Genomic DNA, 25,821 nt, shown 5'->3' with positions numbered 1-25,821 from the left:
TCTTCAAATTGTTTCCGACTGATGTCACTTGGATAGCTTTTCCTCACCTGTCTTCCCCCCTCATCCCCTCTATTTTATCACTGGACCGGATGGTTGGCTAGATACTAAACAGGTTCTAAGAGAGAGACGTTTAGTACTGTCTACCTTTATTGAAGAAATGGTTGAAAAAGATATCCAGTTCAACTTATGTCCCGATGAAAAAGAAAGCGAGGAAGACATATGACAAGAGAAATTAAGAAGACCGAGGCTTTGTCTCGGATGGAAATGCTGGGCCTTTCCTCCCAGGCCAAAACTCGATTTGAGAAGGAGGATAAAGTGAGCATCAGCGACGATATTACAGGCACTTCCTCCTGGGCCAAAGGTGACGACCTTAAACGAATCCGGCGGTTTGAGGAACAGTATAAGGTTCTGGTATATGCGGTTGTTCGCTCTCATACGCAGATTGGCACGATAGATTGCTACCTCTTCGTTAGCGATTACCAGGAAGAATGGAACCATGACAGGGCAGAATTCAGGCGCACGATACACGGTGATATTGAAGCAAAAAGGTTATTTGCGTATGCATATAATCATGATACTCCTGCCTTTTCCGACTTTGGACACATGGGTGTTACCATCACAAAAGATTTGCGGTTATTCCGAATTTGGTGAAAGATATAGCCACAACAGCGCAGCATTAGAAAACATAAAATGAATCAAAACAAACATATCACGTATTCAAAAGAGACATCATCCTCCGTTCTCGATGGGAGAAAAATCATCTTCATAAACTCGTTTCCCCAATATGACGAGCAAAGGAAAGAGAAAGTCCATACCGAAGTCGAGCGGGGATTATATCAGGTGTTCAAAAATTATATATCTTGAAAAACGGGGGCTGCTGCGGTATAATCAAACCGTTAGCGGCCCCCTTCCATAATGAAAGGGGTTTGTTCAATATGATTGACGCCATATACACCCGGCAGTCTGTAGACCGGGCAGACAGCATTTCCATTGAGAGCCAGATGGAGTTCTGTCAATATGAAACGAGGGGCGGCGAGTACAGATACTATAGTGACAGGGGCTTTTCTGGCAAGAACACCGACAGGCCGGATTTCCAGCGGATGATGAATGACATTAAGAACGGGGAAATCAAGCGCGTCATTGTGTACAAGCTGGATAGAATTAGCCGCTCTATCCTGGACTTTACCTCAATGATGGAAGAGTTCCACAAGTACGGTGTGGAGTTTGTGTCCACCACCAAGAAGTTTGACACATCTTCCCCCATGGGGCGGGCCATGCTGAATATCTGCATCGTCTTTGCGCAGCTTGAGCGTGAAACTATCCAAAAGAGAGTGGCCGATGCTTATGCTTCCCGCTCAAAACACGGATTCTTTATGGGCGGTCCTGTTCCCTATGGATATTCCATTGAGCCCTATGTTATTGATGGGATAAAAACCTCCCGATATGTAATTTCCCCGGAAGAGGCGGAAGTCGTTAGAGTTATCTACCAGATGTATGCTCAGCCGCAGGTTTCTTTTGGAGACATCATGAGGTATCTTGGCGACAATAAGATTCGCACCCGGCGGGGTAAAGGATGGAACAGGACAAGGATTGCCGAGATAGTCAAAAACCCGATATACCTCCAGGCAGACTTGGACATTTACGAATTCTATAAAGGTCAAGGTACTCTCATAGTCAATGACCCCTCTGAATTTATCGGGGCTAACGGATGCTACCTTTATGAAACCCAGGAAGACAAGCGCAAAACTCTGTCATTGGAAGGGTAAACGCTGGTGATTGCCCCTCACGAAGGAATCGTTCCGTCTGATATTTGGCTGGCAGCTCGAAAAAAGTGCCTCAACAATAAGAATGTCGGCATTCCAACGAAGGTTAAGAATTCCTGGCTGATTGGCAAAGCTAAATGCGGCAAATGCGGCCACGCGCTGAGTATCCGATTCTCAAAAAAGAATGGCGTGCGCTACTTCATGTGCGGGTATCACCTTAACGCCAGAGGATGTGACGGGTTTGGTACTCTACGCGCACCAGAGCTTGAAAAATTCGTATTGGATGCCATACGGGAAAGACTGAAATCTTTTGAAACACTTACTTCTTCCACAGAGTCAAGAGTGAATCCAAAATTGAATGGGCTTCGGGTCAAAGAGCACCAGTTGAGCGAAGAAATGAACACGCTTCTGGAGAAGGTCATCCAGGCAGATGGTGCACTTATGTCTCTCATAAATCAGAGAGCGTCCGACTTGGATGCACAGCTCAAAGAAGTGCAAAAAGAGATACGTGAAATTACCACTGCCACGCCAGCCACAGATGTCAAGACACTTACAGGATATTTTTCAAAGTGGGACGAACTTTCGATTGATGATAAAAGAAGCGTGGTGGACCTGGTGATTGCTCAGGTCAAGGCCACGAAAGACAGTGTCGAGATTGTGTGGAAGATATGAGTACTTCATAGTGATTGTAGTGCTTTGACGATGGCGAACAAAGTCAGGATGAAGAAGCGTTCGTCTTGGGTTTTATCCCGCATATAGGGCATGCGGTGGCTGGTGAGCGTCCAGAATTTCCCGGCGTACTCCAAAATCTCATCGGTCATGGGCGGCCTGACAGAGTGCTCGGTCAGGCCGGATACGAAGGTGAACCGGGGCGTTTTTATGGCATAGTTGCCGTGGTCGACGGCTATTAACATAAGTATACCTCCAAAATTTCATTTGCTGGGATTACACCCATTACTGTACGCATTTGCAACGAGAATACGCAAAATTTTTTCAAAATCAAAGGGGCGGCGCAATGCGTCACCCCTCGTCAGTCAACTATTTCTATCCAGATTTGCTTTCAGCCGGGCCCAGATAAAGTCGTCCAACCCCTTGTACCTCGGGTCCCAGACGTAAGTCCCATACCGAAACCCCATCCGGCCCAGCAAGGCCATGAGCTTATCATAGGCACTCTGCACATAGCAGTTCGCGATGTAGTCCATGTCGAACGCCGTTTTTATCTCCCGGACGCCCTGGCTTTGCAACTCAGTTAGAGCTTCTTCCAGCCTTTGCAAGGCGTTTACCCCAGGCACTGCCAGAACGGTTAGCCCCGAAAGCGCATGGATAATATCGGCCTTCATGGGCCCTTCGGTGAGAACTACCATCTTGCCCGGTTTCCCGGCTAAGTGCGTCCAAGCGGGCGACCCACAGCCGCCGCTAAGCTCCACGCTGGATATCCAGCGGAACTTGCGGTTCTCGGTGTTGTCCAACCGGAGCTGTAGGCCCTGAATCCGGCCCTGCATGTCTCGAACCGGTATGAGAACCCCCGACCGCTGGTGGACAAACGACCACCAACCGGCTTTCGTGCGGAAGAATCCTGGCACGCCTTGCGGGTCAGCACTGGTCTCCAGAACACGCCGGACAAGCTCGGAGTTGTTCGCCAGCGGCATGGATTTGTAGCCCAACTGGGCGATATCACGGTCACTGAGGCCACGGTTGTGAAGATTTTCTCGATGAGCGTTCGCCAGCCCCAGCATGGAGAGGAGCGCGGAGTAAGTGCGGTGGCGGGTGGCGGCGTCTGCAATAAGAGTTTCCACATGCTGTTGATAACTCCTCTGTCCCTGTAAATTGGGCCGCTCATTCAAGCGTAACCGTTCTGCCAGCTCCCGCCACACCCGGTCACGGTTCGTGCCGGTGAACAGGGCGTACAGGTCGAAAATGCCTCCAGAAACTCCGCACTTCGCGCACCGGAACACTTCTTTCTTGAAGTTGATATTCAGGTGCTTATCGCGCTCACCGTCACAGCACGGGCAGCGGACATAGCAGGAAATCCGGCCAGCCGGGGGCTGGGGCAGGCCCAGCAGCACCACCATGTCCGTCATGCGGATCCGTTCCATGCGCTTCACTCCTCTTTTTTATGCTGACTGTTGCAGGGCAAAGTCCCGGATAAACTGTGCGGCAGCCCCAACTTTCTCCGTAGCAGGGAACTTCTCTGCAACCCACTTGATCGCTCCGGGGTCAAGCTGAAGAACCTCGCCCAAGGTCTTGCCCTTGAACTTGGTGATGGGGTAGGGCACTTTCATGGCCTGCTCCAGTTTTTCCTCCTGGGTCAGCTCACGGGGAGCGGGTTCCTCAACGGCATAGGGTTCGGCGAGCGGTGCCGCATTAGTGGTCGGCACACTCTCAGAAACTGTGTCAGGGAACTCATCCCCGGCCATGGCGAACTGTAGGCCAAAGCCCGCATTTCTCAGCGCGATACCCACTGCCGCCGTTTGCGCCCACTCGCGGGGCGAAACAGACGGCTTGTCCTCCAGATACCCCCGGGAGGCCGTAGCCTCCGCCAAAAAGCAGTCTGCCGGGTCTTTGTAGCTGGGGTACACCCGGGCTGTGGCAACGAAACAATCTTTGCCGGGAGCGGCCTGCACAGAGATACGGCCTTCCGGATATTTCAGCCGAAACCAGGCAATTTGCGCCATAACAGGCAGGCGCTTGCGGGTCTCTCCGGTGTTGAGGTCGGTGTAATCGACCGCATAAGGGGTGGGGTCAAAGCCCTCCACAGCGTTGATTTTGTTCAAGATACTATTGCTTTCCATTCTGAAAAACCTCCTGCAAATTGATATAGGTATCGCGGTACTGCATCCAGACCGGCAGCAACGCGTTGATGTACTTGCCGACGGTCTGGCTGTACTGCTCGGGCTTGCTGGGCGAGAAACTGGAAAACTGCTTGCGCCCGGCTTGGACCACCTTTTCCAAAGACTGATGGGCCGTCTCCCGGAGCTTTTTGCCGTCGGCGTCGGTTTTTGCCCCAAATTGCCGCTCGTTGAGCACGGACTTGATGTAGGGGTCAACCAGCTGGTAGTGGTAGCTCAGGTCATCCACCTTCATTCCCATGGGGGCACTCTTGGAGAAAGCCTGGAAGGTTTCCAGCACGCAAATGCGGTAATTCAGTTCCTGTAAGGCCAGATTTTCCTTGGTCTGCATGGTGTGTTTGGCGATCCGGGAGTTAAAATCCGCCTGCTTTTCACGGTATGTTGCGAGAATACTCATTTTGACTCTCCTTTATGCATTTCTGATACGTTTTGCGAGGCAGGTGCCCCGCTTTTCGGTGTCTGTCCGACTGATGGCAGTGTACAGCGCCCGCTTTTCGCCTACCAGAATTACCCGGCTCTTGCCACGGGTAATTGCTGTGTAAACGAGGGGCCGGGTCAGCATGATGTAGTGGGAGCGCTGCAGGTTAATGATGACCGATTGGTACTCCGAGCCCTGGGACTTGTGGACGGTAGAGGCGTAGCCCAAATCCAGCATGGGGAGCTGGGTGGGGTCGTACTCCACCTCGCGGCCGTCGCCAAAGTTTACCCGGATAGTGATACCGTCAGTGTCACGGAAAATGTCGGTGATGTAGCCCACATCGCCGTTGTTGACCTCGCCCAGATTCTTCGTCTGCATAACTCTGTCGCCCATACGGAAGACTCTCTTGCCATGAGTGGCCTCGGGCTTGCCGGGCGCGGGCGGGTTCACCAAATCACGTAAACGAAGGTTGAGGGCGTTGGCGCCGGTCGCTGTCTTCTTGCGGTAGGGCGTGAGCAGAGCCACATTGTCAAGGCCGTATTTCTTGACCTCTTGCAGGTACAGCTCCACCACCTTGTCGGCCGAAGTTTCAATATCTGGAGACTCCACGAACTGGAAATCCTCACCGAACTCCAGATTGTGCACTCCCTGACGGACAGCCTTCGCGTTGACCGCGATACGGCTCCCCACCTGCTGGCGGAACACCTTATTGAGCCTCGCCACAGGCACCTTTCCGCTGGCGATAATCTCGCTGAGCACCGCGCCGGGGCCCACTGACGGCAGCTGGTCGCTGTCGCCAATAAATACCACTTGTGCCCCCAGGCTTATCGCGTCCAGCAGATAACCCGCCAGGTACACGTCCAGCATGGACACCTCGTCCACAAGGACAAGGTCAGCGTCCAGAAGCTCGGGCTCGTTGAAGTTTCCGTCCTCGTCAGCCATGAGGTTCAGGGCCTTGTGGATGGTTGAGGCCGGGTGGCCGGTGGCCTGTTCCATGCGCCGTGCCGCTCGCCCGGTTGGGGCACAACAACAGATTGTAGCTTCAGGGTTCTGGCGATGGTAGATGTCAAGAATTGCTTTTTGAATCATAGTTTTGCCCGTACCGGGGCCTCCGGTAATGACCGACAACCCTTGGGAAAGGGCCATTTTTACAGCCTGCCGCTGCTCCGGGGCAAAGCGGAGGTTTAGCTTTTCCTCCACACGGTTCAATGCCATTTCCAGATTCGTACATCCTTCAATAGGTGTATGCAAAAACTGCTGAACTCTCCGGGCCAAATGGCTCTCGGCATGGGCGGTCTTGGTACGATAAACGTACTGGTCGTAGGTGGTAAGCTGTCCGCTCTCCACCAGCCGCGCCGCGCGGTTCGCCGCCATTTGGGTGGTGAGGGTGGATGTGTCCAGCAGCTTGAGGGCAGCCTTGAGAAAAGCGTGCTTCTCCAAGCAGAGATGTCCACAGCCTTCGGCCTCGGTCAGAGTGTAGAGTAAGCCCTCGTCCACCCGCTCGGTAGAGAGACGGTCGAAGCCCATGCTTGCAGCAATTTTGTCGGCAGTGAGGAACCCCACGCCTGACAGCTCGCACAGCCGGTAAAAGGTTTTCATTGTCATCATCTCCTGTTATTTCGGTTGTACGGTCACCTTCATCTTCCGGCTCTCAGAGGCTTTCAGTACCTCGCTATAGATAGCCGGATATTTCTCCTTGAGTGCCTTTGAATCGGGCCGGCGGGTGGTGCGGGTCACAAAGTCAATGAGCAGCTTATCACCAGTAGTTTCCAGAACCGCGTGCTCATGCTCGCGCATGATTTCAGCAATGCGGACACTGTGCGCCTCTACTTCTTTCTCAAAGGTTTTCTTGTCCTGGTCGCACTCGCGGATCTTGTCTTGCAGCACGGCAATGCGCCGCAAAGCGGGCTCATACTTGCCGGAGAACTCCATAGTTGGCAGTCCCTTCACGCTGGGCCCGTAGATTTTTGCCAAAGATTCCAGCGCCAGCTTGGGCGCGACGCCGGACATCGTAGGCGGTTTGTCATGTTCAAGGCTCCAGATCCATTCCTCTAAGCGCTCAAAAATCATGTCCTCTTTGGCCTGGTCGCGGGTAATTTCCGGCATAGCCATATTAAGGTCAGGGTTATTGCCCCAGATTGCGGAGAACGCACCCAGCTCTACGTCGACAACTGCCATATAGAAACGTAACTGCAGCTCATAGTGCAGGGGAATGGCATCGTCGGCCCAATCGAAGGCTTTATGGTAAGTACAACTTTTGCACTCCAGGATTCCCGGCTCGCCGGTAGGTTTTGCGAAGCGCCGGTCGAAGTTCGCCAAGGCGTAAGGGTGGTCGGCGTGCTGGTACAGGTTGGTGTCGTCAGTTACGGTATACCCGGTCTTTTTGCCAAACCAGTGGGCGGCGACAGGCTCCAGAAGGTGGCCCATCTCCATTTGACCGGCATTGGCGCTCTTGGACGGCTTGAGCTGTCCCTTCTTGATTTTCCACAGCTCCAGCGGCGTTATCCAGGGCGAAAGGCCAAAGATAGCTGCCACATCACTACCGCCGACCGTGTACGGAATGTCACCCTTGGGGCCGTGCATACGGCAGTCGAGCCAGTCCTGTTCGCTCATGCTGGCGGTGTTGCAGAGGATAATCGGGTTTGCCATTAGTAATCCACCCCCTTTGCCAGGTCATAGTCCGACCAGCGGAGGTTCAGGGCACGGGCCATATTCTCCTCAACGGACAGGATCTTGCTCTCGGGAGCGCCCTGGGTCTTGAGGATGAAGGGTATCTCCTGCATGGCGAAGTATACGTCATGGGCCGTGGCGGTGTTTCCACCCAGAGCCATTTCGTACATGGCGATAGCCTCAACTGCGGCCTTTTTCGGCAGGCTCAGCTTCTTGCATACCCGGGTCATGGCGTTTATAGGGTAATCCAGCTCTACCTCCAGGAGCTTTTGCAGTTTGCCCACCAGGTCGCCGAACTGGGCGAAAACCTGGTCTAAGGCGCACTCGAAATCGGAAACCTTGCGGCCCTTTCTGTGGTCTACTGCTACGCACTCGCCGATGTGGATAGGAAACTGGCTACCCATGAGCAAGGCCGATACTTTTGCTGAAGCTGTGCCAGTGTCCGAAGTCATGAACCGGATGCCCGGTGTGAGCTTTGCGGCGAGGCTGGTTTTCCCCTGGGCCGCCAGCAGCTTGGCATAGGTGCCCAGCAGGTCTTCTTTCTGGTCGGGCATACTCCAGGATGCGCTGACTATGGAGTGGTCACAATAACCGCCCTCGAACTGGTTACCTGGGAAGCGTGCGTCCAGCTTGGCCTTGAGGGTCAGGAGCAGCTCATCCACCGGCAGCACAGCATAGTCGCTTTCACCCCCGGAATGGACTGCCGAAACCTTCTCGTCGCGGATAAGTAGCAGAGCTTCGTCGCCAAACAGGGTCATGCAGGCGTTGAGGATGTCGGCCAGCTTATCACGCTTGAGCTTGGGCAGGGCCGTGCCGCTGATTTTGGCCCGACCGAGAAGACTTTTGTAGGCCGTGTCTCGGACGGGATAGTAGCCGCTGTCCATCTTCATGGCGAGGCCCAGATTGTGTGCGGTGTCCTCTATCGCCTCGCGGCTGATGCCGGGGGCAAATGAGGAAAGGTCGCTGTAGAGCGGGGCGTTCTTGTCCAGGGGCTCCACACGGAGGTCTTTGACCCGGCGGCGTTCCCATTGGCTCTCTTTGGTCTGGTTCTCGTGGTATCCCAGCATGGCGGGGAAATCCGGGAACGTGGTGAAGAATTTGTCCTGGCAGGTTGACATTTTGATACTCCCTTTCTTTGGTGAAATGCAAAAGGGCAGCGGTCAAATGACTGCTGCCCTTTTGCCAGTACCGGCCCGATTCGGTTGTGAGTGGAAACAAAAAAGTGCCATCCGGGTTTGCTCTTGGCAAACTCAAATGACACTATGCTACTCTGTTACTTTGTCCGTTTGGGGAACCTAATACTATAATGCTATTTTATCAGGTTTTCTTGGCTTTGTCAATCTCCTTCTGCAGCTTCTTGGTAGCCTTGTCTCTCTCCTTTGACTGCTGGATCTGAAGCCTCAAGAAGGCGTATATCTTCTCGCGCTCGCCATCGGAGAGGTCTTCCATCATTTTGGAGAGCCTATTAGGCTGCTGATCCGCCGAATGTTCCAGGATATCGCAGAAAACCGCGTCGGCGGGGACCTCCAGCACAGTGAGGATGCCTATAAGCTTATCCACGCCAGGATAATATTTCCCCCGCTCAACAGCGGAGATGTAGTGCTCATCTTTTCCCACCGCATTTCCAAGCTTCTTTTGTGATATTCCTTTATCTTTGCGGCACTCCTGGATGCGCCGGCCCAGCATAACTTTCCACACAACCTTATACCTCTGCTCTTTGAAAATTCATCCCAACCTTGTAGCTTTAGTATACACGTTTCACGCTCATAAATTAAGGACTTGAAACATTGGGTATAAATGTGTAACATCGGATTTTGAAAGAAAATTTTCAAAAAAGTTGGGCAGCTCATGATTTGAGCCGCCCTCATGGGTCAATTATCACTTTTTTCGGAGAGAATCAAGTCCAGCATTTGCCGGGGCGTAACCACAAAGGGCTTCACCGGGAAATGCTGGAGATTACCGGTAACCAGGTAGGCGTCGTCAGTCTTCCGCTGTTCCATAACGACCTCGTAGAAGACCGCGTCTTTGGAGTCAGGAATGATATCTTCTATGGGCCCAGCGTCAACTGGAACCCCACACTTCACAATGGAATCCAGGATAATCTTGACCGCTCTCGGTTCAAACTTAAACTTGGGGCGGAATAAAACTTCGCTGTATTCAGCCAAGATTTCATCATTGTACAATGGGATAATACGCCCATTCCCAATTTCTTTCAGAATACCGTTCGGTGTGGAGTTGGCTTTAAGAGCAGCAGATACCAGAACATTGGTATCTATCACGGCATAATATTTCATTCTGATCTCCTGCTGTCGCGCTCTCTCCTCGCCGCCGCGATCTCCTCGTTGATCTCCTCCAAGGTCATGTCAGCCGTACCGTTCCGCTGTGCCTCTGCTTGAGTCTCATGCAGCGCTTCCATAAGCCTGGAACTGCCGTTACCCTTAGGCAAAGTCATCCCAAAGGGTATGCCATTGACCAGCACAGACCGTTTCAGAAACATCCTGACGGCTGTCGGAAGGTCTATCCCCAATTCCTCATACACTGAGGCCGCCTGTGCCTTGAGTTCATCATCGACACGCACCTGTAACAGGCTGCTTGACATTTTCATGCCCCCAATCTGTATTTGTTTATACTACAAGTATATGATATCCGAGCTGAAAAGTCAATAGCAACTTAGTGATATAAGCAAAGGACACCGGCAAGCCGATGCCCTTTTAGACTACTTTTCGTGGATTTCCGGAACTGCTTTATCCAACTGAGCCAAGTAAAGAGAACTGGCAACACCACACCCCTCGCTTGTCCCTCCGGCATTTACCCACCTGAGAAAGTCGCAAACATCAGGCGCGGCATTTGCCTCAGTAAAGCTCATATTCAGGATAAATGCACTGGAACCGTCGTCAAATGGCGTATTGCCCAGAGTGCTGATTACTCTCCCGATCCGGCGAACCGCCTTTCCTCCGCCGAGCGGGTCATCCGTGCAGATGAAGATAATGCAGCTTTTCAGCGTCTCGTCCTCCAGGTTATCTGGGTTAAGGAAGTCCCTGTCCATAATGGCTTGGCTGGCCCGAAGGCGTTTTCCCAAGTCGTACTCCTCGACAAGCTGCAGGGAGATGTCGTAGGTCAGCCCATCGCGGGTAAAAGCATGGACGTGCGCGCCCAGTATCTGGTGCGTCGGCGCGGGAGTAATTTTGGTAATGCTCGTTTCCAGCAGACCCTCCAGCAGTGGGCGAATGTTTTCCGGCTCCTGCATGAAGCGGTGGAAAGCATCGTAATCGAAGTAAAATTTTCTGCTCATTTGCGTTCTCCTTATATTTTTATATGCTTCTTCACAACTGCCGTCAGCTTCCCCGGCAGTTGCTCCAAGTCCGTAATATCCAGGAAAGAATCACCATAGATCCGCTGGATATTGGGCTTATCATCGCCAATAGCGGCCGCCACAAAAACTACTCCCTTGCGCTGATACTCCTGCTTGATGCCCCTCAGATCCTCCTCGGCGGCAGTACCATCATAGCCGGTATCAGCAGGCTGACCGTCTGATACGAGAATCAGAATCTTGACCGCCTCCGGGCGCTTAGAAAGCCGCTCCGCAACAAACCTCAGAGCCGCGCCATCCCGGTTGCTGCCCCTTGCACCGATGTTCATAAGCCGGTAGCGATCGTCGCTGTCAAAGCCGTCGAACTCGGCATAAGAATACAGCTCGACTGTGTTCCAACCTGTAGAATGTCCATAGACCATTATAGGAATGTCCAGACTATCACAAAAATCGTGCAAGATAATAGCTGCCGCGCGGGCATAGGTGCAACGGTCTCCACTGCACATAGAGCCGGACTCGTCTACCAACAACCCAACGGCCAGCTCAGGTATCTCGTTGGGGAGGTTGTTCTTGTAGAACACCTTGCCATCATTCCGGCACAGAGCGTGGGTATCGAGCCTTCTGCCCATGACCAGCCCCGTTTGCTTGCCGCCCTGACGGTGTTCTTTGAGCTCCTTCTGAATACTTCGCTGGAGCTGCTTGGAAATCGTCACCAGTCGGGGTGCGACGGTATCGTACTTTTCCATGAGGTCGGTGTCCACGCTGGCGATACGGTTGATTCTGATGTTCACGCCGCTATGAATGTCGCCGTAGGAGATGCTGTTGGCCATTTCGTTGAGCTCAGTAAGCCGCTCGTTTTCCAACTGTTTACAGGCGGCACGCTCGACCATTTTGTCCAGCATACGGTCGATATCTGACGCGGCTTTGTCGTACTGCTCACGCTCGTAATCAGCGTTGTACTCAGTGGTGCCGCCTACCGGCTCAGACAGAGAGCTGGTCTGGTGGTAGGGAATACGACCACCCTCGGAGTCGGTGACGTCCTGCTTTCCGGTTTTAGTGCCCTCCCCTTCCAGGGGCGGTAAATCTTCGTCGGACTGTGCGGGGTCTTCCTCAGTGGGCTCGTCTTTGCTGTCATCAGATTCATCATTGCCCGCTTCAGCATCCTCATGGGTCTTGGCACGGTTTGCCGCCGTCGCGGAAGCGCCCCCGGAGCTGCCTGCTCCTGGAACAGGCGTGCCGCCAGTGCCAACAGTAGTCGCGCCGGGCATACCGCCTAAACTCTTTTTGACCGCGTCCGCCATGGACTCAGCCGCCTCTTTTGCCGCCTTGAGCTTTTCACAATAGTCCTGGATATGCTCCCAACAGCGCACCAGAATCAGATTTACGGTGCGTAGCCGGGTCTTGGGGTCGGGGTCGGTTATCGAGCGGTCAAGCTGGGTTATAAGGTCGAAGATGGTCTGGATACGAATATCGTCCAAATTCTCATCACCGTATTTGATTTCGCCGTACTTCACATAGGACAGCATGACCTCCAAAATACTCTGAAAAATGTGGCACGAACCGTCGTCCTCATATTGTTTCAGGTCAGTGACGGTGCCCATTTCTTCCCACATTTTTTCGCGCAAAACAGAAAGCCCAAAGCCCAGCGTACCTGGAAAATCGTTGAGCATACGGTTTTCAATGTAGCCATCCTCCAGCACGTTGGAGATAAAATGCGATACCTCCTTTACGGCCTCCAGATTCTTTGGGTCTGCCTTGAGGTATGCCCACATGGCCTTCTCATTGGCGAAGTCCTCTGACGTGTGCAGGGTGGGCGGTTCCGGATACCACATACCACGTTCCATATAGTTTGCCTGGGTCTGAGGCTGCAAAAAATCGGTATACAGCACATGGCCCAGCTCATGGGCGAACATCCCGCATACGATCTGATACCGGTTCTCTCGGCCCTTGGTCTTAGTCACCATCGGGTGGCCTGTGTTGATGTGTATAGTCATATTGTCCGTGCAGGCAACGCTGCCTGATTTGGGCTCCCAGCTTAGCTGCACTCTCACCTGGCGGCCGTACTTATAGCGCCGTGTCTGGGCGGCGGCCATGTCCTCGAAATGTCCTGCCAGCACACGGCTGGTGAAGAACTGCCGGTCAGTTATCTTGCTCCGCTTCTCGTTGAGCAGCTTTTTTACCAGTTTGTGGTTTACTCTTGCCATTTTGGGCCTCCAATTCGATTATGATAGGGAAAAAGGGCCAGACTTACCGCCTGGCCGTTCCCATTATTCCTGTGATACTATTTTGCCTGAGTCAAGCAGATACTTGGCAAAGTCGTGCTCGGTTTGACCCGGAGGTAGACGTTGTCGCACAGAATTGCCATGGTATTTGTGGTGACAGCGTTATCTGGAAAGCCCGACACATACTGGTCGTAATACTCCTTGAAGTTCTGCTCAAATTCCTCGTCCTTAGCGAGGAACGGGAACATAGCCATCACCACAGCGGCCCCATCCCTGCCTGCATTGTTCAGCACATAGTTTTCGCTGGTCTCGGTATTCTTGTCGTAGACCGTAGCCAGAATTGTTCCAGTACCGCTGTCAAAAACCGCCAGATGGTAAGCGTCCGGGCTCATGGAGGATTTGTATTCCGCCACGGAGCGGTGGTCGATCACGCCCACAGCGCCCTCGCCGGAACCGTTCATGCAAGCGCAAACGGCGTTCAGCGCTTTTATGACCGTGCAGCAGAGAGTCGCTTGCCTGCCGTCGCCGTATTTTGAAGCCACCGGGATCCTCTTGTTGGTGACCGTATCGAAAGGCGGCGGCAGCGGACGGCCGAAGTTGAAAAGGTTATTCAGGCCGGTACTCATTTTCATCAGCTCCTAACATGATTTTTATGCCCTCGGCAAGGACTTTTGTCTTGAAACCAGCTCGGGCCAGTTCGGTGCAGATGTCCTGCCAGCTTTGGGCTACGGGAAGTTCCGTTTCCGATACCAGCAGATGGGTAAGGCCATTTTTCGCAGCCTCGTCGCACCGGGAGCCCAGATCGGACAGGTGTGCGTCCACCCACTGGAAAGCCAGGAGGGAGTAGTTGTCAGGCTCATTTTCCTCCGGCTCAGGGGCGGCTGGCGGCTTGGTAGGGGCAACGGTGATGCCCTCATACTTCAAGCCGGTCACCTGCAGGTTTTGGTACAGCACCTGTGCCCGGCGGTAGCCTCCAGCACGGTTCAGGAGGATGTACACCTCGTGGCCCTCCATGATTAGTTTCTGGGCAGAGGGAAACTCCCATACCCAGCGGGCATTTGGGTAATCCCGCGCTACCAGCTCAGTTATTCTCTGGCAAATCGTGGAGAACGCCAGGTTTTCCAGGTCGCGCTGGGTGGGCGTGGGGGCTGGGATAGGTTCTGCCGGTACGAACGGCACAAGTTGGGTGGACTTTGCCCTTTTGGATTTCACCAGAGTGCGTGCAACAACTGCCAGCCCATAGATGATAAGAAAAATCACCATAGGCCAGAATCGGCACACATAACAGGCCATAATTGCCAGGCCAACGATTTTGAGCGAATCCAGAAGCGGGCTTCGTTTTGTCTCCTGCATGGCAGGCTCCTTTCTCCTGAACGCAAAAAAGCGCACAATAAGCAAAATACTCATTGTACGCTCTAAATACGCTCAGATTTCATTTTTGTGTGCCTTAATCGTTCTCGTCGAAGAAGGAGGCGCCGCCGAAAGGCTCGTAGCCAGTAAACTCACCGGGGGCCTCAGTAGGCAAGGGTGCCTTCTCGGGCTGATGGGCCGGAGCGGAATCGCCCTCGGAATCATCTTTGGACTTGCCGCCCGCGTACTCAATGTCCTCTGCAACGACGTAGAGGTTCTTGCGGGTCTCGCCGTTTTTGTCTGTCCACACGTCCTCGTCCAGACGACCACGGATGTTGATGTACACGCCCTCCTTGAGCTGCATCTTCTTCACCCGGTCAACCATATAGTTGAAGCCCTTGACGTTCGGGTTGACCCAGCGCCGGTTGTCCTCGGCCTGGGAGTCGTATACTTTTTTGCCTACACGAAACCAGACAGCTTTCCCGCTATCTGATACCTTGATGGCCGGCTCGTCCTGGTAGCCTTTGGAGACAACTGCCCCCGTGATTAGAACTGCTAACACTTTTGTGCTCCTCTCTGGCGTAGCGCCAATAAATTTTTAAGCTCACGGCTTTCTGGAAACAAAAAAGTGCCATTTGAATCCGCACGGTGCGGACGCAAATGACACTCTGTAACTCTGATACTATGCTTCCAAGAGGAAACCATGAAACTGTATCTATAATATATCACAGTTCCCCCGGTTCGTCAATCTTTTTCTTGGGTGGGACGGCGAGTTCCAAAGCAAGATATGAGAAGATTTTGAAGATTCCGTCTTGCTCGTACACTGGTGTGCTGTTGGCAAGATATAGCATTACGGAGCTGTTTATCGGGAAATATTTACGGTTTGCTGGTAGCTGGATAATACCCTCTCCGGTTTCAAGCAGCAGATATTTTGGGCGCTTACGGATGCCTGTTGTAATTATCTCTTTGACCGTTCTGGTGGTGCAAATATACTCACGGTGGGTGATCAGCGTACCGCTGATTAGCAAGAATAGCGCTATTGCAGCGAATGGGATTGCAAGATAAAAGTTGCTCATGGAGGCCCATACTATAATGAAAAGCACAAGTACCGCGCCGCCAACTACCATCCGCAAACCTATCACCCTCCGCAACGGCTCCGACAGTTTTTTGAATTTCTCACAGGTCGATTTCACAGCAACACCAGCCTCTTTTTTCTGAGCAGTGACAGCAGATCAGACACTACCTCGTCCCGGCAGCCCGCCGACTCCATCTGCTGCTCTAAGAGGTTATCCGCGATGTTGTGAGGGTTATAGATTCTCTCCACCAGCGCCTGACGGTTTCTTGCCCGGAGTAGCTTGCGGGTGGGGTGGATGTCCCTGCTCCGTAAATATACCAGCTCGGCAACGGTCATGCGCAAGCCCGCCTTCTTCAGCCAGCAGAGAAGTTCTTTTTCCCCGGTGGTAAGCCCGATGTCCGGACGCCGTGTGGGGCAGAGGACACAACTGGTCAGTGCATAGTAGCGAAAGGCGGCAGAGTTCTCCTGCTGGATTTCTGCAAGTCCGGCCCGGGAGAGGCTTGTCAGCGCCATCTCCTCGGCCTTGGTCTGAGCGGACGCGAACTCGTACCGGCCCTTGCGCCAAAGCTCGGCCTGGAGGCCGGAGAGCTGGACGGTCTTGCCACAGCGGGTCACTTTGAGGGGCTTGTGCAGGCTGGATTTTGAGGTACCTTTGGATATGTAAATCATGGTTTTTGCTCCTTTTCGAGGATTTTATCATACTACACGAACTATGAAAGCACTCTACAACTTAAATCACATACAAAATTGCAAGGCAGGCCCCAATCACCACCAGCAGGCACAGCACCAGCGCTGCCACCTTTTTGATGATGCCCTTGTCCAAGCCATCCCGGCGGTGGCCTTCGTCTATGGGGAGGCGGTCATCATAGTAGCCGTCGTAACCGTCCTCGGCAGGTGGCTCGGGTTTCTTAGCTTTTTTAGGCCGAGCTTTGGTTTTTACAGGCTTTTCTTTCTTCCTTTTCTCCTCGACAGGCTTCCCCACAGTGCTTTCCAGTATGGGCTTCCCACATTCCGGGCAAAATGATACGGCGCTGTCCGGGAGGGACGCGCCGCAATAGGGACAATATTTCATTTTCAACAGCCTTTCCACAATAAAGTTGAAAAGCCGGCCCGGGGGTATCGGCCAGCTTTCCACGCTAATATTATAGCAGATTCTCATTTCCGTGTCATCGGCTTGACAATGCCATTTATGTGCCATTTTATGGGCACGTGTTACAGAGTTACTCGGAGAATACCTTTGACAAGTCAATATAGCAGCCGTCCAGTACATTCACTCGCAATATGCTGTCTGCCAAACCCAATTCCTTGACAGTAAAAGTACCATTTTCCAGAAGAAAGGTCTGCACGATCCGGTTGGCAGGGTCTGCTATCCAATATTCCATCACCCCCGCCGTCTGGTATAGGTTAAACTTTACCAGACGGTCGTGGCGCTGACTGGAAGGCGAGAGGACCTCCAGAATAAAATCTGGCGCGCCCTTGCAGCCGATATCATCCAGCTTTTCCGGGTCACAGACCACCGTGATATCCGGCTCGACCATGGTGTCCGTATTCTCCGGCAGGTCTCCAGCGCCTTCAAACAGCCGCACCGCAAACGGAGCCGGGTAGACCTGACATTTCTTTCCCTCCAAAAAATTGCCCAGCTGACGGTTGAACTCAGAGACAATTTTCTGATGGATCCGCAAGGGGGTTGCCAGCATGACCGGCTCGCCGTCAATCAATTCATACCGCTCTTTTTCATCCCAGCCTAAGATATCCGCCAGTGTGTAATGTCTGTTTTCTGCTAGTGGCATTGTTACCCCTCCATTCAACATGGCTTTACGATGATATTATATCAAAAAGCGCACTGATTAGCAATACTGAAAAGCAAAACGGCGTAGCCAAAGCCACGCCGTCAAAAGATACTTTAGAACATTGCCACAGCCCCATACCTTGGCTCCACAGAGTATACCGGCTCGGGGACGCTCTCTTTTGCTTGTGCTGGAATCCGTTCCAGCTTGCGAGGGATCTCCTTTTGCGTTGTAGCATGCCTCGTGTACCAAGCCGTCAGCCACGCCTCATAGTGAGCCTTAGTAGTCAGCATCAGCCCGCTGAAGCTCTCATAGGTCATGCTCACCGAAACATGGTTCTCAGGCTTGTTCCCAAAGCGCGGCACGATAAGCCCAGTCTTGTTGGTCTCACCGGGCCCGCTGCTGGCCACGAACAGAAAATTTCCGTTTTTGCCGCATACCAGTTCAGCCGTGCGAGAAAGGCTCATGTTATCAGGACGGGAGCGGTTGATTTTCGCCAACTTCTCAGCCGAAGTACCGCCCAGGCATTTGTAAAGGGGCTCCTTGTTGCTCTCTTTCAGGCGCTGGGCCATCATATGCCGTAGTTCGCCGGAACAGAGCTTCCGGCAAAGCTCCAGGAACTCGTCAACCGCCATATAGATGTGGACGGAATTTGTCTGCCGCTGGCCTGCCGGGAGCTTCATGTCATAGGTTGCAAAGCCGAAATGCACCTTACCAAACTCGAAGGAATCGTTCAGGGTCTCAACAAAGCAGGCGCGGGCGTCTTTGCGAATTATTTGATGCTCGTTGCGGTCAGTGTCCATTATATACCTCCATATCTGAATCGGGATAGTCCAGCATAACGACCTTCCCGGCAGTTTTTGGTGTGTCGTCCACCATCTTTTCCAGCTTTTGCATCACATGTCCCCTGTAAAGGACAGTGCCGCAATCCATGCATTTGCAGCATGGAACACCATAGATAACGATGAACTGGCCATCCCGGGGTGTAACATTGTTGAAGGTATCCTTTCTTAGCAAGCCGCCACAGTGAGGACATTTCATGGTGATACCTCCTGCATTTCTTTTAGCGCTGCTACCAGCTTGAGGGTATTCTGCCTGTACTGCTCCACCAGCGGCCTGTCCAGGTCGAAGTCGGAGAACCTATACCAGAGGTACTGCATGATCGCACGTTTCTGCTCCAAGGCCGGGACCTTCCGCATAAGCAGGGCAATCACCGGCGCGGAACCTATGTCGATCCGCATAAACTCTCTATCCTCCGGGGAGAAGTATTTCTTCATCCACCGCCCGGCTTGGACTTGACCTCCTTTGAAATGGTGCCTCCGTTCCATACTCAGCAGAAATTTGCAGCCCCCATCCGTCGTTGGCTCTGCCACAAAGGGGTAGAGCCGGCAGGCAGTCGGCTTGGCCTGCTGGATGGTACAGCGCTTGTCCTTGAGGAAGATACAGGTGTCGTCCGGGCCAGTGGTCTTGAGCATATATACCGTATACCCCGATTTGTCCAGGGGTACCGGCTCGGCATACCGGACGAAGATTTCATCCAGGCAGGTGACCGACTGCCCACGGCCGCGGAGATATTTTGCCAGACGGTACGCGTCCAGTGTGTTCAGAGGTACGCTTTCCCGAAGGTGACGGCAGCAGGCTCCACAGTGCTTGCAGTGGAAGCTGACCTGTTCGGAGGATGAAACTTGTCTGGTGTTGGGGAGTTGAAAGCTCATTTGACGTCCTCCTATTCCACCCAGGCCCTGCCCGGGAGCGTATTCAACAACTTTTTTGCCTCTGCCTCGTCCTTTGCCGCAAAAGCCGCCTTGAGCCGCCGGTCCATGATTGCCGTCCGCTCGTCCAACTTCTGCACAATAGATGTCAGGCAGTCGTGGGCGGCCTTGATGTCGAAGAACGAGGTCAGCACCACCGTAACTGTCCGAAATATGCGGATAAGCTCAGCTTTCGTCAGCCTACTCAGGCGCTTTTGAGCCTCCTGGACCGCTAAATCCTCATAAAATGGGTCTGCCATGTGGTAGTAATCCATCTCTACGGAGTCGAAGCCCAGGACGGTCGTGGTCTGTCCCAAAAGACAGACTGTCATATCGTCCCAGTGCTCCCGAAGGTCATACTCATTCAGCGCATCCAGCAGGGAGCCTGCACCAATGGCAAGCTCGTCGAACTGCTCCTTGTAGTCCTGATAGTACCCGTTTTCAGAGCTTTCGTAACCGAACGGGTCGCCGTTTTCCGCAATCTCATACAATGTTTTCAGAATATCGTCCAGGTTCAGGTGCTGGAGCATGGACTTTCTCCAGAGGGGAACATCAGGCTGTTTCATGCCGGTCGCCCTCCTGCTTTGCGAGATATACGGCCATGTCACTCAACGCTCCGAGTAAGCCCTGGGAGAAAAACTGCCAATCTGCCGCTAACTGCATCACCTGTTTTGTCTGAAGCAGCTTGGCTCCTTTGAGGTTGAAAAACTCATAGGCCTCACCGTCGAATCCATCATAGGGCAGGCAAAGCACGCCTTCCTTTACGAGAACCAGAAACAAGCCCAAATGCTTATCTTCCGCAAGGGGGTAGGGCCAGCACAGGTCGTTCCCGTAGCGTTTCTTATAGTCTTCGCAAAACTCCATCAGGGCGGCGTGGGTGCAGGAACCCTCGTCAAAGAAATTGAAGAGCTCGTCCTTAGACTTCAAGTCCTCAAAGCACACTTCCAAGCCGTCAATCATGGCAGGCTCCGGCTGATGCTCCTTTTTATCGTAAACGCCCACCAGCCAAAGGCCCTCCGGGGCGATGATCTGCCGCATCCAGGCAAAGCCCAGGCCCTTACGGAGCAGATGCTCGCTGAGTTCCATTCCAAAGCCGTTCACCGTATTTCCTCCCTCGTCCGGGAGGGTGTCCTGCCAGTCCTCGGCAGGGAAGCCGCTGAGCTGCATGATTTGGCAGGCTTCATGGAGTGGCAGAACCGGCTGGTCGGTGCACCAGAAGCTCTCATCCTCATATTTTGCCCAGCATGGGGCATGGCGGCCGAGATGCTTTTCAACCTCATCGGAAATAATTTCCGATACCTCCGGCCAGGGCAGAAGGTAGCAGGTTTTTTCAAACGCTTTCATTTGATTTTCTCCTTTGTCATTTTATTTGCGGGGATGATTTTTAAGATATACTGTGTGTTCATGGTCTCAAAGCGAATCTCACCGGGCGACACACGCCGCACATTCAAGACCGGGGTAGTTCTTCTCAAACCGTTACCCTCGTGGATCAGCGCCGGTTCGCCCACGGTGATGGGCCGTACCGGGCTGCCGGAGATGATACGGCTGATTTTTGTTGCTGTCATGGTTTCACCATCCTTATATAATGAAAGCGCGGGACAGTCACCTGCCCCGCCACTTTCTGCCAGTTACTAACCAGCCATATCCTCAAATTCCTGCTCTGTCAGGGTGGTAATTCCCAACGCCTGGGCCTTAGCCAACTTGCTGCCGGCCTTCTCTCCCACGATCAGGAAGTCGGTATTTTTGCTTACCGAGGAAGTCGGGTGCGCGCCCAGCTCCAAGAGCCTGGTCTGGATGCCATCGCGGGTGTAGTTCACCAGCTTGCCGGTGGCCACCACGGTTTTGCCTGCAAAGGGATTGTTTGTGTTGTTCATGGTCGATGTCTCCTTTATGAATGTAATATGGTCGAGCAGAGGACGCCACAGCTTGGCCTCCTCCGCGTCGTTGTACCATTTGTAGATGTTGTCGTGCATTGTCGTGCCGAAGTTGGATAGCATTGTGAAATCAAATCCATTCTGAATTGCCTCCTCGAACAGTTTCCAAGAACCGCCACAGGATCTATCAATTATTCTCCCGGCGTGGCGGCCCACCATGGGGATGCCCAGCCCGGCAATGAATTTGGCAAGAGTGCCGGTACGGCTCTTATCAATCGAAGCCTGCAGGCGCTCATATGACTTCACTCCAAAGCCCTCGGTGTTGATGATCTCCTCCTTGTGCCTCTCCAGCGTGTACAGGTCGCCGAAGTTGTGTATCCAGCCGTGACCGATGAATTTCTCCAGGGTCGTGGCGGACAGGCCCTCAATGTTCATGCGGGTCTTTTCGCAAAAGTGAGCGAATTTCTGCACCAGCTTGGCGGCACAGTGGGGATTATCGCAGAACAGCTGTGATGTGCCGCCGGAGGTCTGCTGAATGGACAGCGCTCCCCCGCAGCAGGGGCACTTTTCCGGCAGCTTGTAGGTGCCGCTTTTGGTGAGGTTTTCCGCAATTTGCGGGATTATCATGTTGGCCTTGTAGACCTGGATGGTGTCGCCCACGCCGAACTGGAGCTGCTCAAAAATGTTGTAGTTGTGCAGATAGGCCCGGCTGACTGTTGCGCCGTCCATTTCCACGGGCTCGAACAGGCCGGTGATGCTCACCATGCCTGTGCGGGTGGTGGCGAGCTCCACACCGAGAAACTTGGTGGTAAAAAGTTCGTCCTTCCACTTGAGGGCCATCAGGCGGTTTTCATGGTGACCGGTCGCGCCCAAGCTCTTGCCGTAGGCGGTGTCGTTGTACTCCATGATGAGACCATCCACCGGGAAGGGAAAGTTGGCGGGATTGTTGTTTGCAATAGCCGTGTCGATATCTCTGCTGTCCGGTGAGGTCAGCAGGGTGTGGGGAACCACCTCAAAGCCGTTGCTGGCAAGAAATTTAAGCTGCTCCATCTTGGCGGGGAACTGCAGCTCTGTCACCAGGTCGAAGGCAATGAACATCAGCATACGCTTTTTCGCCTCCGCTGAATCCAGCTTGCGGACACTGCCCGCCGCAAGGTTGCGCGGATGGGTGTAAGGTTCATCCAGATTGTCGTTGATTTTCTTGAAATTTTCCCAAGAAATCACACCTTCGCCGCGAACCTCGAAAGGCCCCTTTGTGGGCACGGTCAGGGGCACATTCAGGAACGTGCGCACCGTATGGGTCACGTCCTCGCCGATGATACCCTCCCGGCCCCGGGTGATGGCCTGCTGAAGTTCGCCATCATCGTAGCGGAGCACCAGCGTCAGGCCGTCCAGTTTCCAGGACAGCACTACGTCCCGGCCTCCGGCAAACCGTACCAGATCGTCTATGGATTTGGTTTTGTCAGCAGACAGCATGGGACGGGTGTGGCGTACCTCTGCAAGGTTCTCCAGTATCTCGCCCGGCACTTTTTGGGTGGGGGAGTCGGAGAGAACAATGCCGGTTTTCTGCTCCAGCATTTTCAGCAGGTCAACCGCCACGTCGTAGTCACGATCGGACATGATAGGGCGGTCGTCCCGGAAATAGGCGATATCTGCCTGTTTGATGGTGGCGATAAGGCCGCGCATCTGCTCGATTTTGGATTGTATGTCGTCCATGTGGACACTCTCCTTTATAAGTTGATTATGTGATGAGGATTGCTCCCCGGATAAAAGTTGGCAGGAGCTGATCGGGCTTGCTCCAATCTATGAATGAAAAAAGCGCACACGGGTTTACCATGTACGCTTTTGTTGTCCCTCCGGGGAGCACTATTAACTTTTGCGCCGGATTTCCTCGGCTAAAGCGCAAATTGCGCTCTGTAACTCGGATTACTGTGTTTGATTGAAACTCAAACTTGATACTGTATGTCTATTATATCAGAGTTCATTTCAAAATGCAACTACAAAAATCCAGCCGGTTTATGTCATGTTGATAAATTCGGCCGGTGATAGAATTTTGGGGGTTTCCAAACCTGATTCCCAAAAATCCTTATCGCCAGTAAGAAGAACATCAGCCTTTGCCTTAATCGCCGCTCTTAAAATAGGGCGGTCATCCGCATCTCTGACTTGTGATTCTGATATGCTTTCGTCTGTTGGGATGGGTACAAGCTCAAGTGTCAGCAAAGCGGTTGAAAGGAATTTATTGAGGGCCGCCAAGCGTTTAGGGAATTTCTTGTTGAATATCCTTCTCATTTCATCAACATTTTGCTCACAAATTAACCCGCGGTTAGGATAGGAGGCCGCCTTTACGTAAGCCTGGTAGGGAACTCCGTTTGCGCTCAGAGCCGCAGATATGAGGACATTTGTGTCAATTAGAACCCTTATACATCTTCATCCTGATTTCGCAATTCTTTTACAAGCGCCATAACATCCTCGTCTGATATAATGCCAGCCTGCTCTGCTTCGCCTGCCATTTCATTCTGAAGCACCTGCATGGCATATACAGCCGAGTTGACAATACGGACAGCCCCATCTTCCACAATAAAAGAAATGCGGTCTCCGCTTGCCACACCAAGGGCTTCACGAACGCCCTTTGGGATTGCGACCATCCCTTTTGCCATGATTTTTGCATTGTCAACGAAAGTGTTTGATAACATATCTTCCACCTCCCAAAATATAGAAGAAGCATGGGTTTGCTCAAACTATAGCCTCTTGCTGTTTTGGAGCGCATCCACGTCCATCCATCTATTCTTATTTTATCAGATTTTCACTGGGTATGCAATCAATTTTTTGATCTAATCCGGCCTTACATGAATACTATTTGCATCAGCTTGCCATCCTCTCCGCACTCCTCCACCGCATAGCCGCCCGAACAAACCCTTCCACGAACCCCCGCACTTCCTTCGGCGCGGAGCAGTCGCTGAAACCATAGAGCTGCTTGATCCTTCCAGCATCCATGTCGATTTCGGTGGTGAAGAAGGGCTTTTCCGGCTGGCTCGCCCGGCGGATAAAGAACACCATGCTCCGGCCAAGAACGTGCCGGTCATAGTAGCCGGCGTTCCCCACACAGTGATGCAGACTACGGCCCTCATTGATGAAGTCGTTCTTGGTTTGGGGGTACACAACGCAATAATCCTCGCTTGCGTACTCCTGTGCCCACTCGTACAGGCCGTTCTCAATAGCGCGGGACAGCAGCAAGTTCTCCTTCTCTGTCTTTTGCGCGGCAAGCTGCTCTGACAAGAGGTCATGCTGGGCTTTCAGGTCTCGGGGCTCCAGAACAGCCTTTTTCTTCAGGTTGCAGCCCAAATTCTTGGCCATGTCCAGATAATCCCGGTACACAGTAATGGCATATGGTATTTTGCGTCTTCTCAGCCGGCTGTGGGCCAGAGTGCGCTGCTTTGTCAAATAACGCAAAATACGGCCAAGAGAGTTATATCGTAGAAGTCCCTGCAAAGTGTGCAGCGAATCCCAGTCCAGGTTCAGACTGCATAACTGCCGAACCGTGTCCTCCGGCACCCAACGCCCTGCTTCAGCAACGACCACGATTTCCATGGTGGTTGCCTGTGTTTCCCGCAGCATTGAGAGATACTGCTTGTTTCTAATTGATTTTCCTGTTTTGCTGTGCTATACTCAGCTTAGACTTTCAAAACCCTCCTGTGAGAAAGTCAATACAAGCTACAGTTTATTTCGCCAGGAAGGAGGCCGCAGGATGGGAACAAGCTGGAAATTTCTCTGATATAGCCTTATTATATTGGAGGGAAAACTTTGAATATTATCATTGACAAAAATCTCTTTCTCGCCTATTGTGGCCTGATTGCCAGCGGCTATGATTTGATGGATACTTCAGATCCCTTGGTACGGGAGGTTTGCCGGGCCGCAGAACAAGCTCGGTTGGAGAAAAGACTTTTGGATTATTTCTCCTATACACGAACCGGGACTATATCGGTAAACCCATACTATCCCAGAGGATCAGAACTTTCTTCGGCCTGCTTTTTTCTGGAGAAACCTTTGTCTGATTTTCTGGAGTTCCTGCGCTCCTGCAATGCTCCGGAGGCGGAAGATCCGGAATTTCGGGCATGGATCGCAAGGCTGCCAGGGGTCATAAAAACACTGTCGGACGATCCAATTCTTTCAGCGGCATGGGAATTGTATTCTTGTGAGTTGGCGCAGAGGTTTTCCGGACTTTCGCCACAGATATTGGCGTTACAGCAGCGTCTGGACGATCTGCACTGGGGAAACGGAGTGCGGATTTTATTTGCTCCCAACCTGCTGCAATCCAAATATCTGGCTGATTTTTCGCTGGCAGACAGCAGGCTATATCTCATCGCAGGCGAATTTTCCGAATCAGCCGCCATACACGAATATCTCCATCCCCTGTTACAGAAACAGCGCGGCGCGGTCCTCCGGCTGCTCCGGGTCCATGGACTTGACCGATTTCTGAATACAGAAAAGGTGGCAGCACTGGGGTACCTGATCGGCATATCAGAGGAGGACCAGGCTCATGCGTTGGAAGAGTGCATCGTGCGGGCCATTACCGGGGTTTTAAGCGGCGTTTCACCAGAAGAATACTGCAAAATGAACCTGGAGTATGGTTTTACTTCTTTGCCGGAGATGATGGAACGCCTGTGGCAAAATTCTCTGGAGAAGAAAACTCTGGAGGAAATTCTGAGTGATGTAATAAGTCCCTGTTTAACTATTGATAGATAGATTTACAAA

33 protein-coding genes are annotated in these 25,821 nt (G+C 52.7%); 4 read left to right on the top strand and 29 right to left on the bottom strand.

Annotated features, from left to right (window positions below; translation table 11 throughout):
- Positions 1 to 219: 219 nt before the first annotated feature.
- The 3 genes from U8U68_RS14870 (at position 220) to U8U68_RS22665 (ending at position 2,435) form a co-directional block, all read left to right on the top strand.
- Positions 220 to 651, top strand: coding sequence for a hypothetical protein (locus U8U68_RS14870; RefSeq protein WP_322202136.1), 432 nt, complete (start codon positions 220 to 222; stop codon positions 649 to 651).
- Positions 652 to 935: 284 nt separating this feature from the next.
- A complete protein-coding gene (locus tag U8U68_RS22670; protein WP_437124440.1) occupies positions 936 to 1,766 on the top strand; it encodes a recombinase family protein in 831 nt (276 codons plus the stop codon).
- Between the two features lie 6 nt (positions 1,767 to 1,772).
- On the top strand, positions 1,773 to 2,435 hold the full coding sequence (locus U8U68_RS22665) for a recombinase zinc ribbon domain-containing protein (RefSeq protein WP_437124439.1): 663 nt from the start codon (positions 1,773 to 1,775) through the stop codon (positions 2,433 to 2,435).
- Between the two features lie 5 nt (positions 2,436 to 2,440).
- Here the strand turns inward: U8U68_RS22665 and U8U68_RS14860 are convergent, their stop codons facing one another.
- The 29 genes from U8U68_RS14860 to U8U68_RS14720 all read right to left on the bottom strand — a co-directional run bounded on the left by U8U68_RS14860 (position 2,441) and on the right by U8U68_RS14720 (position 24,684).
- On the bottom strand, positions 2,441 to 2,677 hold the full coding sequence (locus U8U68_RS14860; protein WP_322202134.1) for a hypothetical protein: 237 nt from the start codon (positions 2,675 to 2,677) through the stop codon (positions 2,441 to 2,443).
- Positions 2,678 to 2,797: 120 nt separating this feature from the next.
- A complete protein-coding gene (locus U8U68_RS14855; protein ID WP_322202132.1) occupies positions 2,798 to 3,859 on the bottom strand; it encodes a DUF3854 domain-containing protein in 1,062 nt (353 codons plus the stop codon).
- 18 nt (positions 3,860 to 3,877) lie between these two features.
- Positions 3,878 to 4,555 (bottom strand): hypothetical protein, encoded by a 678-nt coding sequence (locus U8U68_RS14850; RefSeq protein WP_322202130.1) that lies wholly within the window; start codon positions 4,553 to 4,555, stop codon positions 3,878 to 3,880.
- A complete protein-coding gene (locus tag U8U68_RS14845) occupies positions 4,542 to 5,009 on the bottom strand; it encodes a hypothetical protein (RefSeq protein WP_322202128.1) in 468 nt (155 codons plus the stop codon). Before U8U68_RS14845 ends, U8U68_RS14850 begins: the two co-directional genes overlap by 14 nt.
- 12 nt (positions 5,010 to 5,021) lie before the next feature.
- Positions 5,022 to 6,629, bottom strand: a complete 1,608-nt coding sequence (gene recD2, locus U8U68_RS14840; protein ID WP_322202126.1) for an SF1B family DNA helicase RecD2 — start codon at positions 6,627 to 6,629, stop codon at positions 5,022 to 5,024.
- 15 nt (positions 6,630 to 6,644) lie between these two features.
- Entirely contained in the window at positions 6,645 to 7,679 is a 1,035-nt protein-coding gene (locus U8U68_RS14835; protein ID WP_322202124.1) for a YqaJ viral recombinase family nuclease, read from the bottom strand.
- A complete protein-coding gene (locus tag U8U68_RS14830; protein WP_322202122.1) occupies positions 7,679 to 8,818 on the bottom strand; it encodes a hypothetical protein in 1,140 nt (379 codons plus the stop codon). Before U8U68_RS14830 ends, U8U68_RS14835 begins: the two co-directional genes overlap by 1 nt.
- 199 nt (positions 8,819 to 9,017) lie before the next feature.
- Entirely contained in the window at positions 9,018 to 9,386 is a 369-nt protein-coding gene (locus tag U8U68_RS14825; RefSeq protein WP_322202120.1) for a helix-turn-helix domain-containing protein, read from the bottom strand.
- A gap of 185 nt (positions 9,387 to 9,571) precedes the next feature.
- Entirely contained in the window at positions 9,572 to 9,994 is a 423-nt protein-coding gene (locus U8U68_RS14820) for a putative toxin-antitoxin system toxin component, PIN family (protein WP_322202118.1), read from the bottom strand.
- Positions 9,991 to 10,299 carry a type II toxin-antitoxin system RelB/DinJ family antitoxin gene (locus U8U68_RS14815; protein WP_322202116.1) on the bottom strand — a complete coding sequence of 103 codons (309 nt, stop codon included), beginning with the start codon at positions 10,297 to 10,299 and terminating at the stop codon, positions 9,991 to 9,993. The genes U8U68_RS14820 and U8U68_RS14815 overlap by 4 nt, the downstream gene beginning before the upstream one ends.
- A 117-nt stretch (positions 10,300 to 10,416) precedes the next feature.
- Positions 10,417 to 10,992 (bottom strand): hypothetical protein, encoded by a 576-nt coding sequence (locus U8U68_RS14810; protein ID WP_322202114.1) that lies wholly within the window; start codon positions 10,990 to 10,992, stop codon positions 10,417 to 10,419.
- A gap of 11 nt (positions 10,993 to 11,003) precedes the next feature.
- The gene (locus U8U68_RS14805; RefSeq protein WP_322202112.1) at positions 11,004 to 13,214 is read right to left on the bottom strand and encodes a vWA domain-containing protein; all 2,211 of its coding nucleotides are present in this window, start codon (positions 13,212 to 13,214) and stop codon (positions 11,004 to 11,006) included.
- 77 nt (positions 13,215 to 13,291) lie between these two features.
- Positions 13,292 to 13,858 carry a hypothetical protein gene (locus U8U68_RS14800; protein ID WP_322202110.1) on the bottom strand — a complete coding sequence of 189 codons (567 nt, stop codon included), beginning with the start codon at positions 13,856 to 13,858 and terminating at the stop codon, positions 13,292 to 13,294.
- The gene (locus U8U68_RS14795; protein WP_322202108.1) at positions 13,839 to 14,585 is read right to left on the bottom strand and encodes a hypothetical protein; all 747 of its coding nucleotides are present in this window, start codon (positions 14,583 to 14,585) and stop codon (positions 13,839 to 13,841) included. Before U8U68_RS14795 ends, U8U68_RS14800 begins: the two co-directional genes overlap by 20 nt.
- Before the next feature lie 94 nt (positions 14,586 to 14,679).
- Positions 14,680 to 15,144: a single-stranded DNA-binding protein gene (locus tag U8U68_RS14790; protein ID WP_322202106.1), complete on the bottom strand. Its 465-nt coding sequence runs from the start codon at positions 15,142 to 15,144 to the stop codon at positions 14,680 to 14,682.
- Positions 15,145 to 15,307: 163 nt separating this feature from the next.
- Complete coding sequence (locus U8U68_RS14785; RefSeq protein WP_322202104.1) at positions 15,308 to 15,775, bottom strand: hypothetical protein; 468 nt, start codon at positions 15,773 to 15,775, stop codon at positions 15,308 to 15,310.
- On the bottom strand, positions 15,772 to 16,326 hold the full coding sequence (locus tag U8U68_RS14780; RefSeq protein ID WP_322202102.1) for a hypothetical protein: 555 nt from the start codon (positions 16,324 to 16,326) through the stop codon (positions 15,772 to 15,774). The genes U8U68_RS14785 and U8U68_RS14780 overlap by 4 nt, the downstream gene beginning before the upstream one ends.
- A gap of 61 nt (positions 16,327 to 16,387) precedes the next feature.
- A complete protein-coding gene (locus tag U8U68_RS14775) occupies positions 16,388 to 16,729 on the bottom strand; it encodes a zinc ribbon domain-containing protein (RefSeq protein ID WP_322202100.1) in 342 nt (113 codons plus the stop codon).
- A 148-nt stretch (positions 16,730 to 16,877) separates the two neighbouring features.
- The gene (locus U8U68_RS14770) at positions 16,878 to 17,447 is read right to left on the bottom strand and encodes a Uma2 family endonuclease (protein ID WP_322202098.1); all 570 of its coding nucleotides are present in this window, start codon (positions 17,445 to 17,447) and stop codon (positions 16,878 to 16,880) included.
- A 113-nt stretch (positions 17,448 to 17,560) separates the two neighbouring features.
- Entirely contained in the window at positions 17,561 to 18,247 is a 687-nt protein-coding gene (locus U8U68_RS14765; protein ID WP_322202096.1) for a hypothetical protein, read from the bottom strand.
- On the bottom strand, positions 18,237 to 18,485 hold the full coding sequence (locus tag U8U68_RS14760) for a hypothetical protein (protein WP_322202094.1): 249 nt from the start codon (positions 18,483 to 18,485) through the stop codon (positions 18,237 to 18,239). Before U8U68_RS14760 ends, U8U68_RS14765 begins: the two co-directional genes overlap by 11 nt.
- Entirely contained in the window at positions 18,482 to 19,159 is a 678-nt protein-coding gene (locus tag U8U68_RS14755) for a YkgJ family cysteine cluster protein (protein WP_322202092.1), read from the bottom strand. The genes U8U68_RS14760 and U8U68_RS14755 overlap by 4 nt, the downstream gene beginning before the upstream one ends.
- A gap of 11 nt (positions 19,160 to 19,170) precedes the next feature.
- Positions 19,171 to 19,761 carry a hypothetical protein gene (locus tag U8U68_RS14750; RefSeq protein ID WP_322202089.1) on the bottom strand — a complete coding sequence of 197 codons (591 nt, stop codon included), beginning with the start codon at positions 19,759 to 19,761 and terminating at the stop codon, positions 19,171 to 19,173.
- A complete protein-coding gene (locus U8U68_RS14745) occupies positions 19,748 to 20,539 on the bottom strand; it encodes a hypothetical protein (protein ID WP_322202087.1) in 792 nt (263 codons plus the stop codon). The genes U8U68_RS14750 and U8U68_RS14745 overlap by 14 nt, the downstream gene beginning before the upstream one ends.
- On the bottom strand, positions 20,536 to 20,760 hold the full coding sequence (locus U8U68_RS14740; protein ID WP_322202085.1) for a hypothetical protein: 225 nt from the start codon (positions 20,758 to 20,760) through the stop codon (positions 20,536 to 20,538). Before U8U68_RS14740 ends, U8U68_RS14745 begins: the two co-directional genes overlap by 4 nt.
- Before the next feature lie 66 nt (positions 20,761 to 20,826).
- Positions 20,827 to 22,785, bottom strand: a complete 1,959-nt coding sequence (gene ligA, locus U8U68_RS14735; protein ID WP_322202083.1) for an NAD-dependent DNA ligase LigA — start codon at positions 22,783 to 22,785, stop codon at positions 20,827 to 20,829.
- 300 nt (positions 22,786 to 23,085) lie between these two features.
- Positions 23,086 to 23,478, bottom strand: coding sequence for a putative toxin-antitoxin system toxin component, PIN family (locus tag U8U68_RS14730; protein WP_322202142.1), 393 nt, complete (start codon positions 23,476 to 23,478; stop codon positions 23,086 to 23,088).
- Positions 23,479 to 23,486: 8 nt separating this feature from the next.
- Positions 23,487 to 23,762, bottom strand: coding sequence for an AbrB/MazE/SpoVT family DNA-binding domain-containing protein (locus U8U68_RS14725; RefSeq protein ID WP_322202081.1), 276 nt, complete (start codon positions 23,760 to 23,762; stop codon positions 23,487 to 23,489).
- Positions 23,763 to 23,931: 169 nt separating this feature from the next.
- Entirely contained in the window at positions 23,932 to 24,684 is a 753-nt protein-coding gene (locus tag U8U68_RS14720) for a PcfJ domain-containing protein (protein ID WP_322202079.1), read from the bottom strand.
- Positions 24,685 to 24,870: 186 nt separating this feature from the next.
- Here U8U68_RS14720 and U8U68_RS14715 point away from each other — a divergent pair, with 186 nt between their 5' ends.
- Complete coding sequence (locus U8U68_RS14715) at positions 24,871 to 25,812, top strand: hypothetical protein (RefSeq protein ID WP_322202077.1); 942 nt, start codon at positions 24,871 to 24,873, stop codon at positions 25,810 to 25,812.
- Positions 25,813 to 25,821 lie beyond the last annotated feature (9 nt).

The organism is Acutalibacter intestini (assembly GCF_034334985.1).
Classification (GTDB): Bacteria; Bacillota; Clostridia; order Oscillospirales; family Acutalibacteraceae; genus Acutalibacter; species Acutalibacter intestini.
The sequence above is the reverse complement of the archived record's forward strand: the minus strand, read 5'-3'. Positions and strand labels throughout refer to the sequence as shown.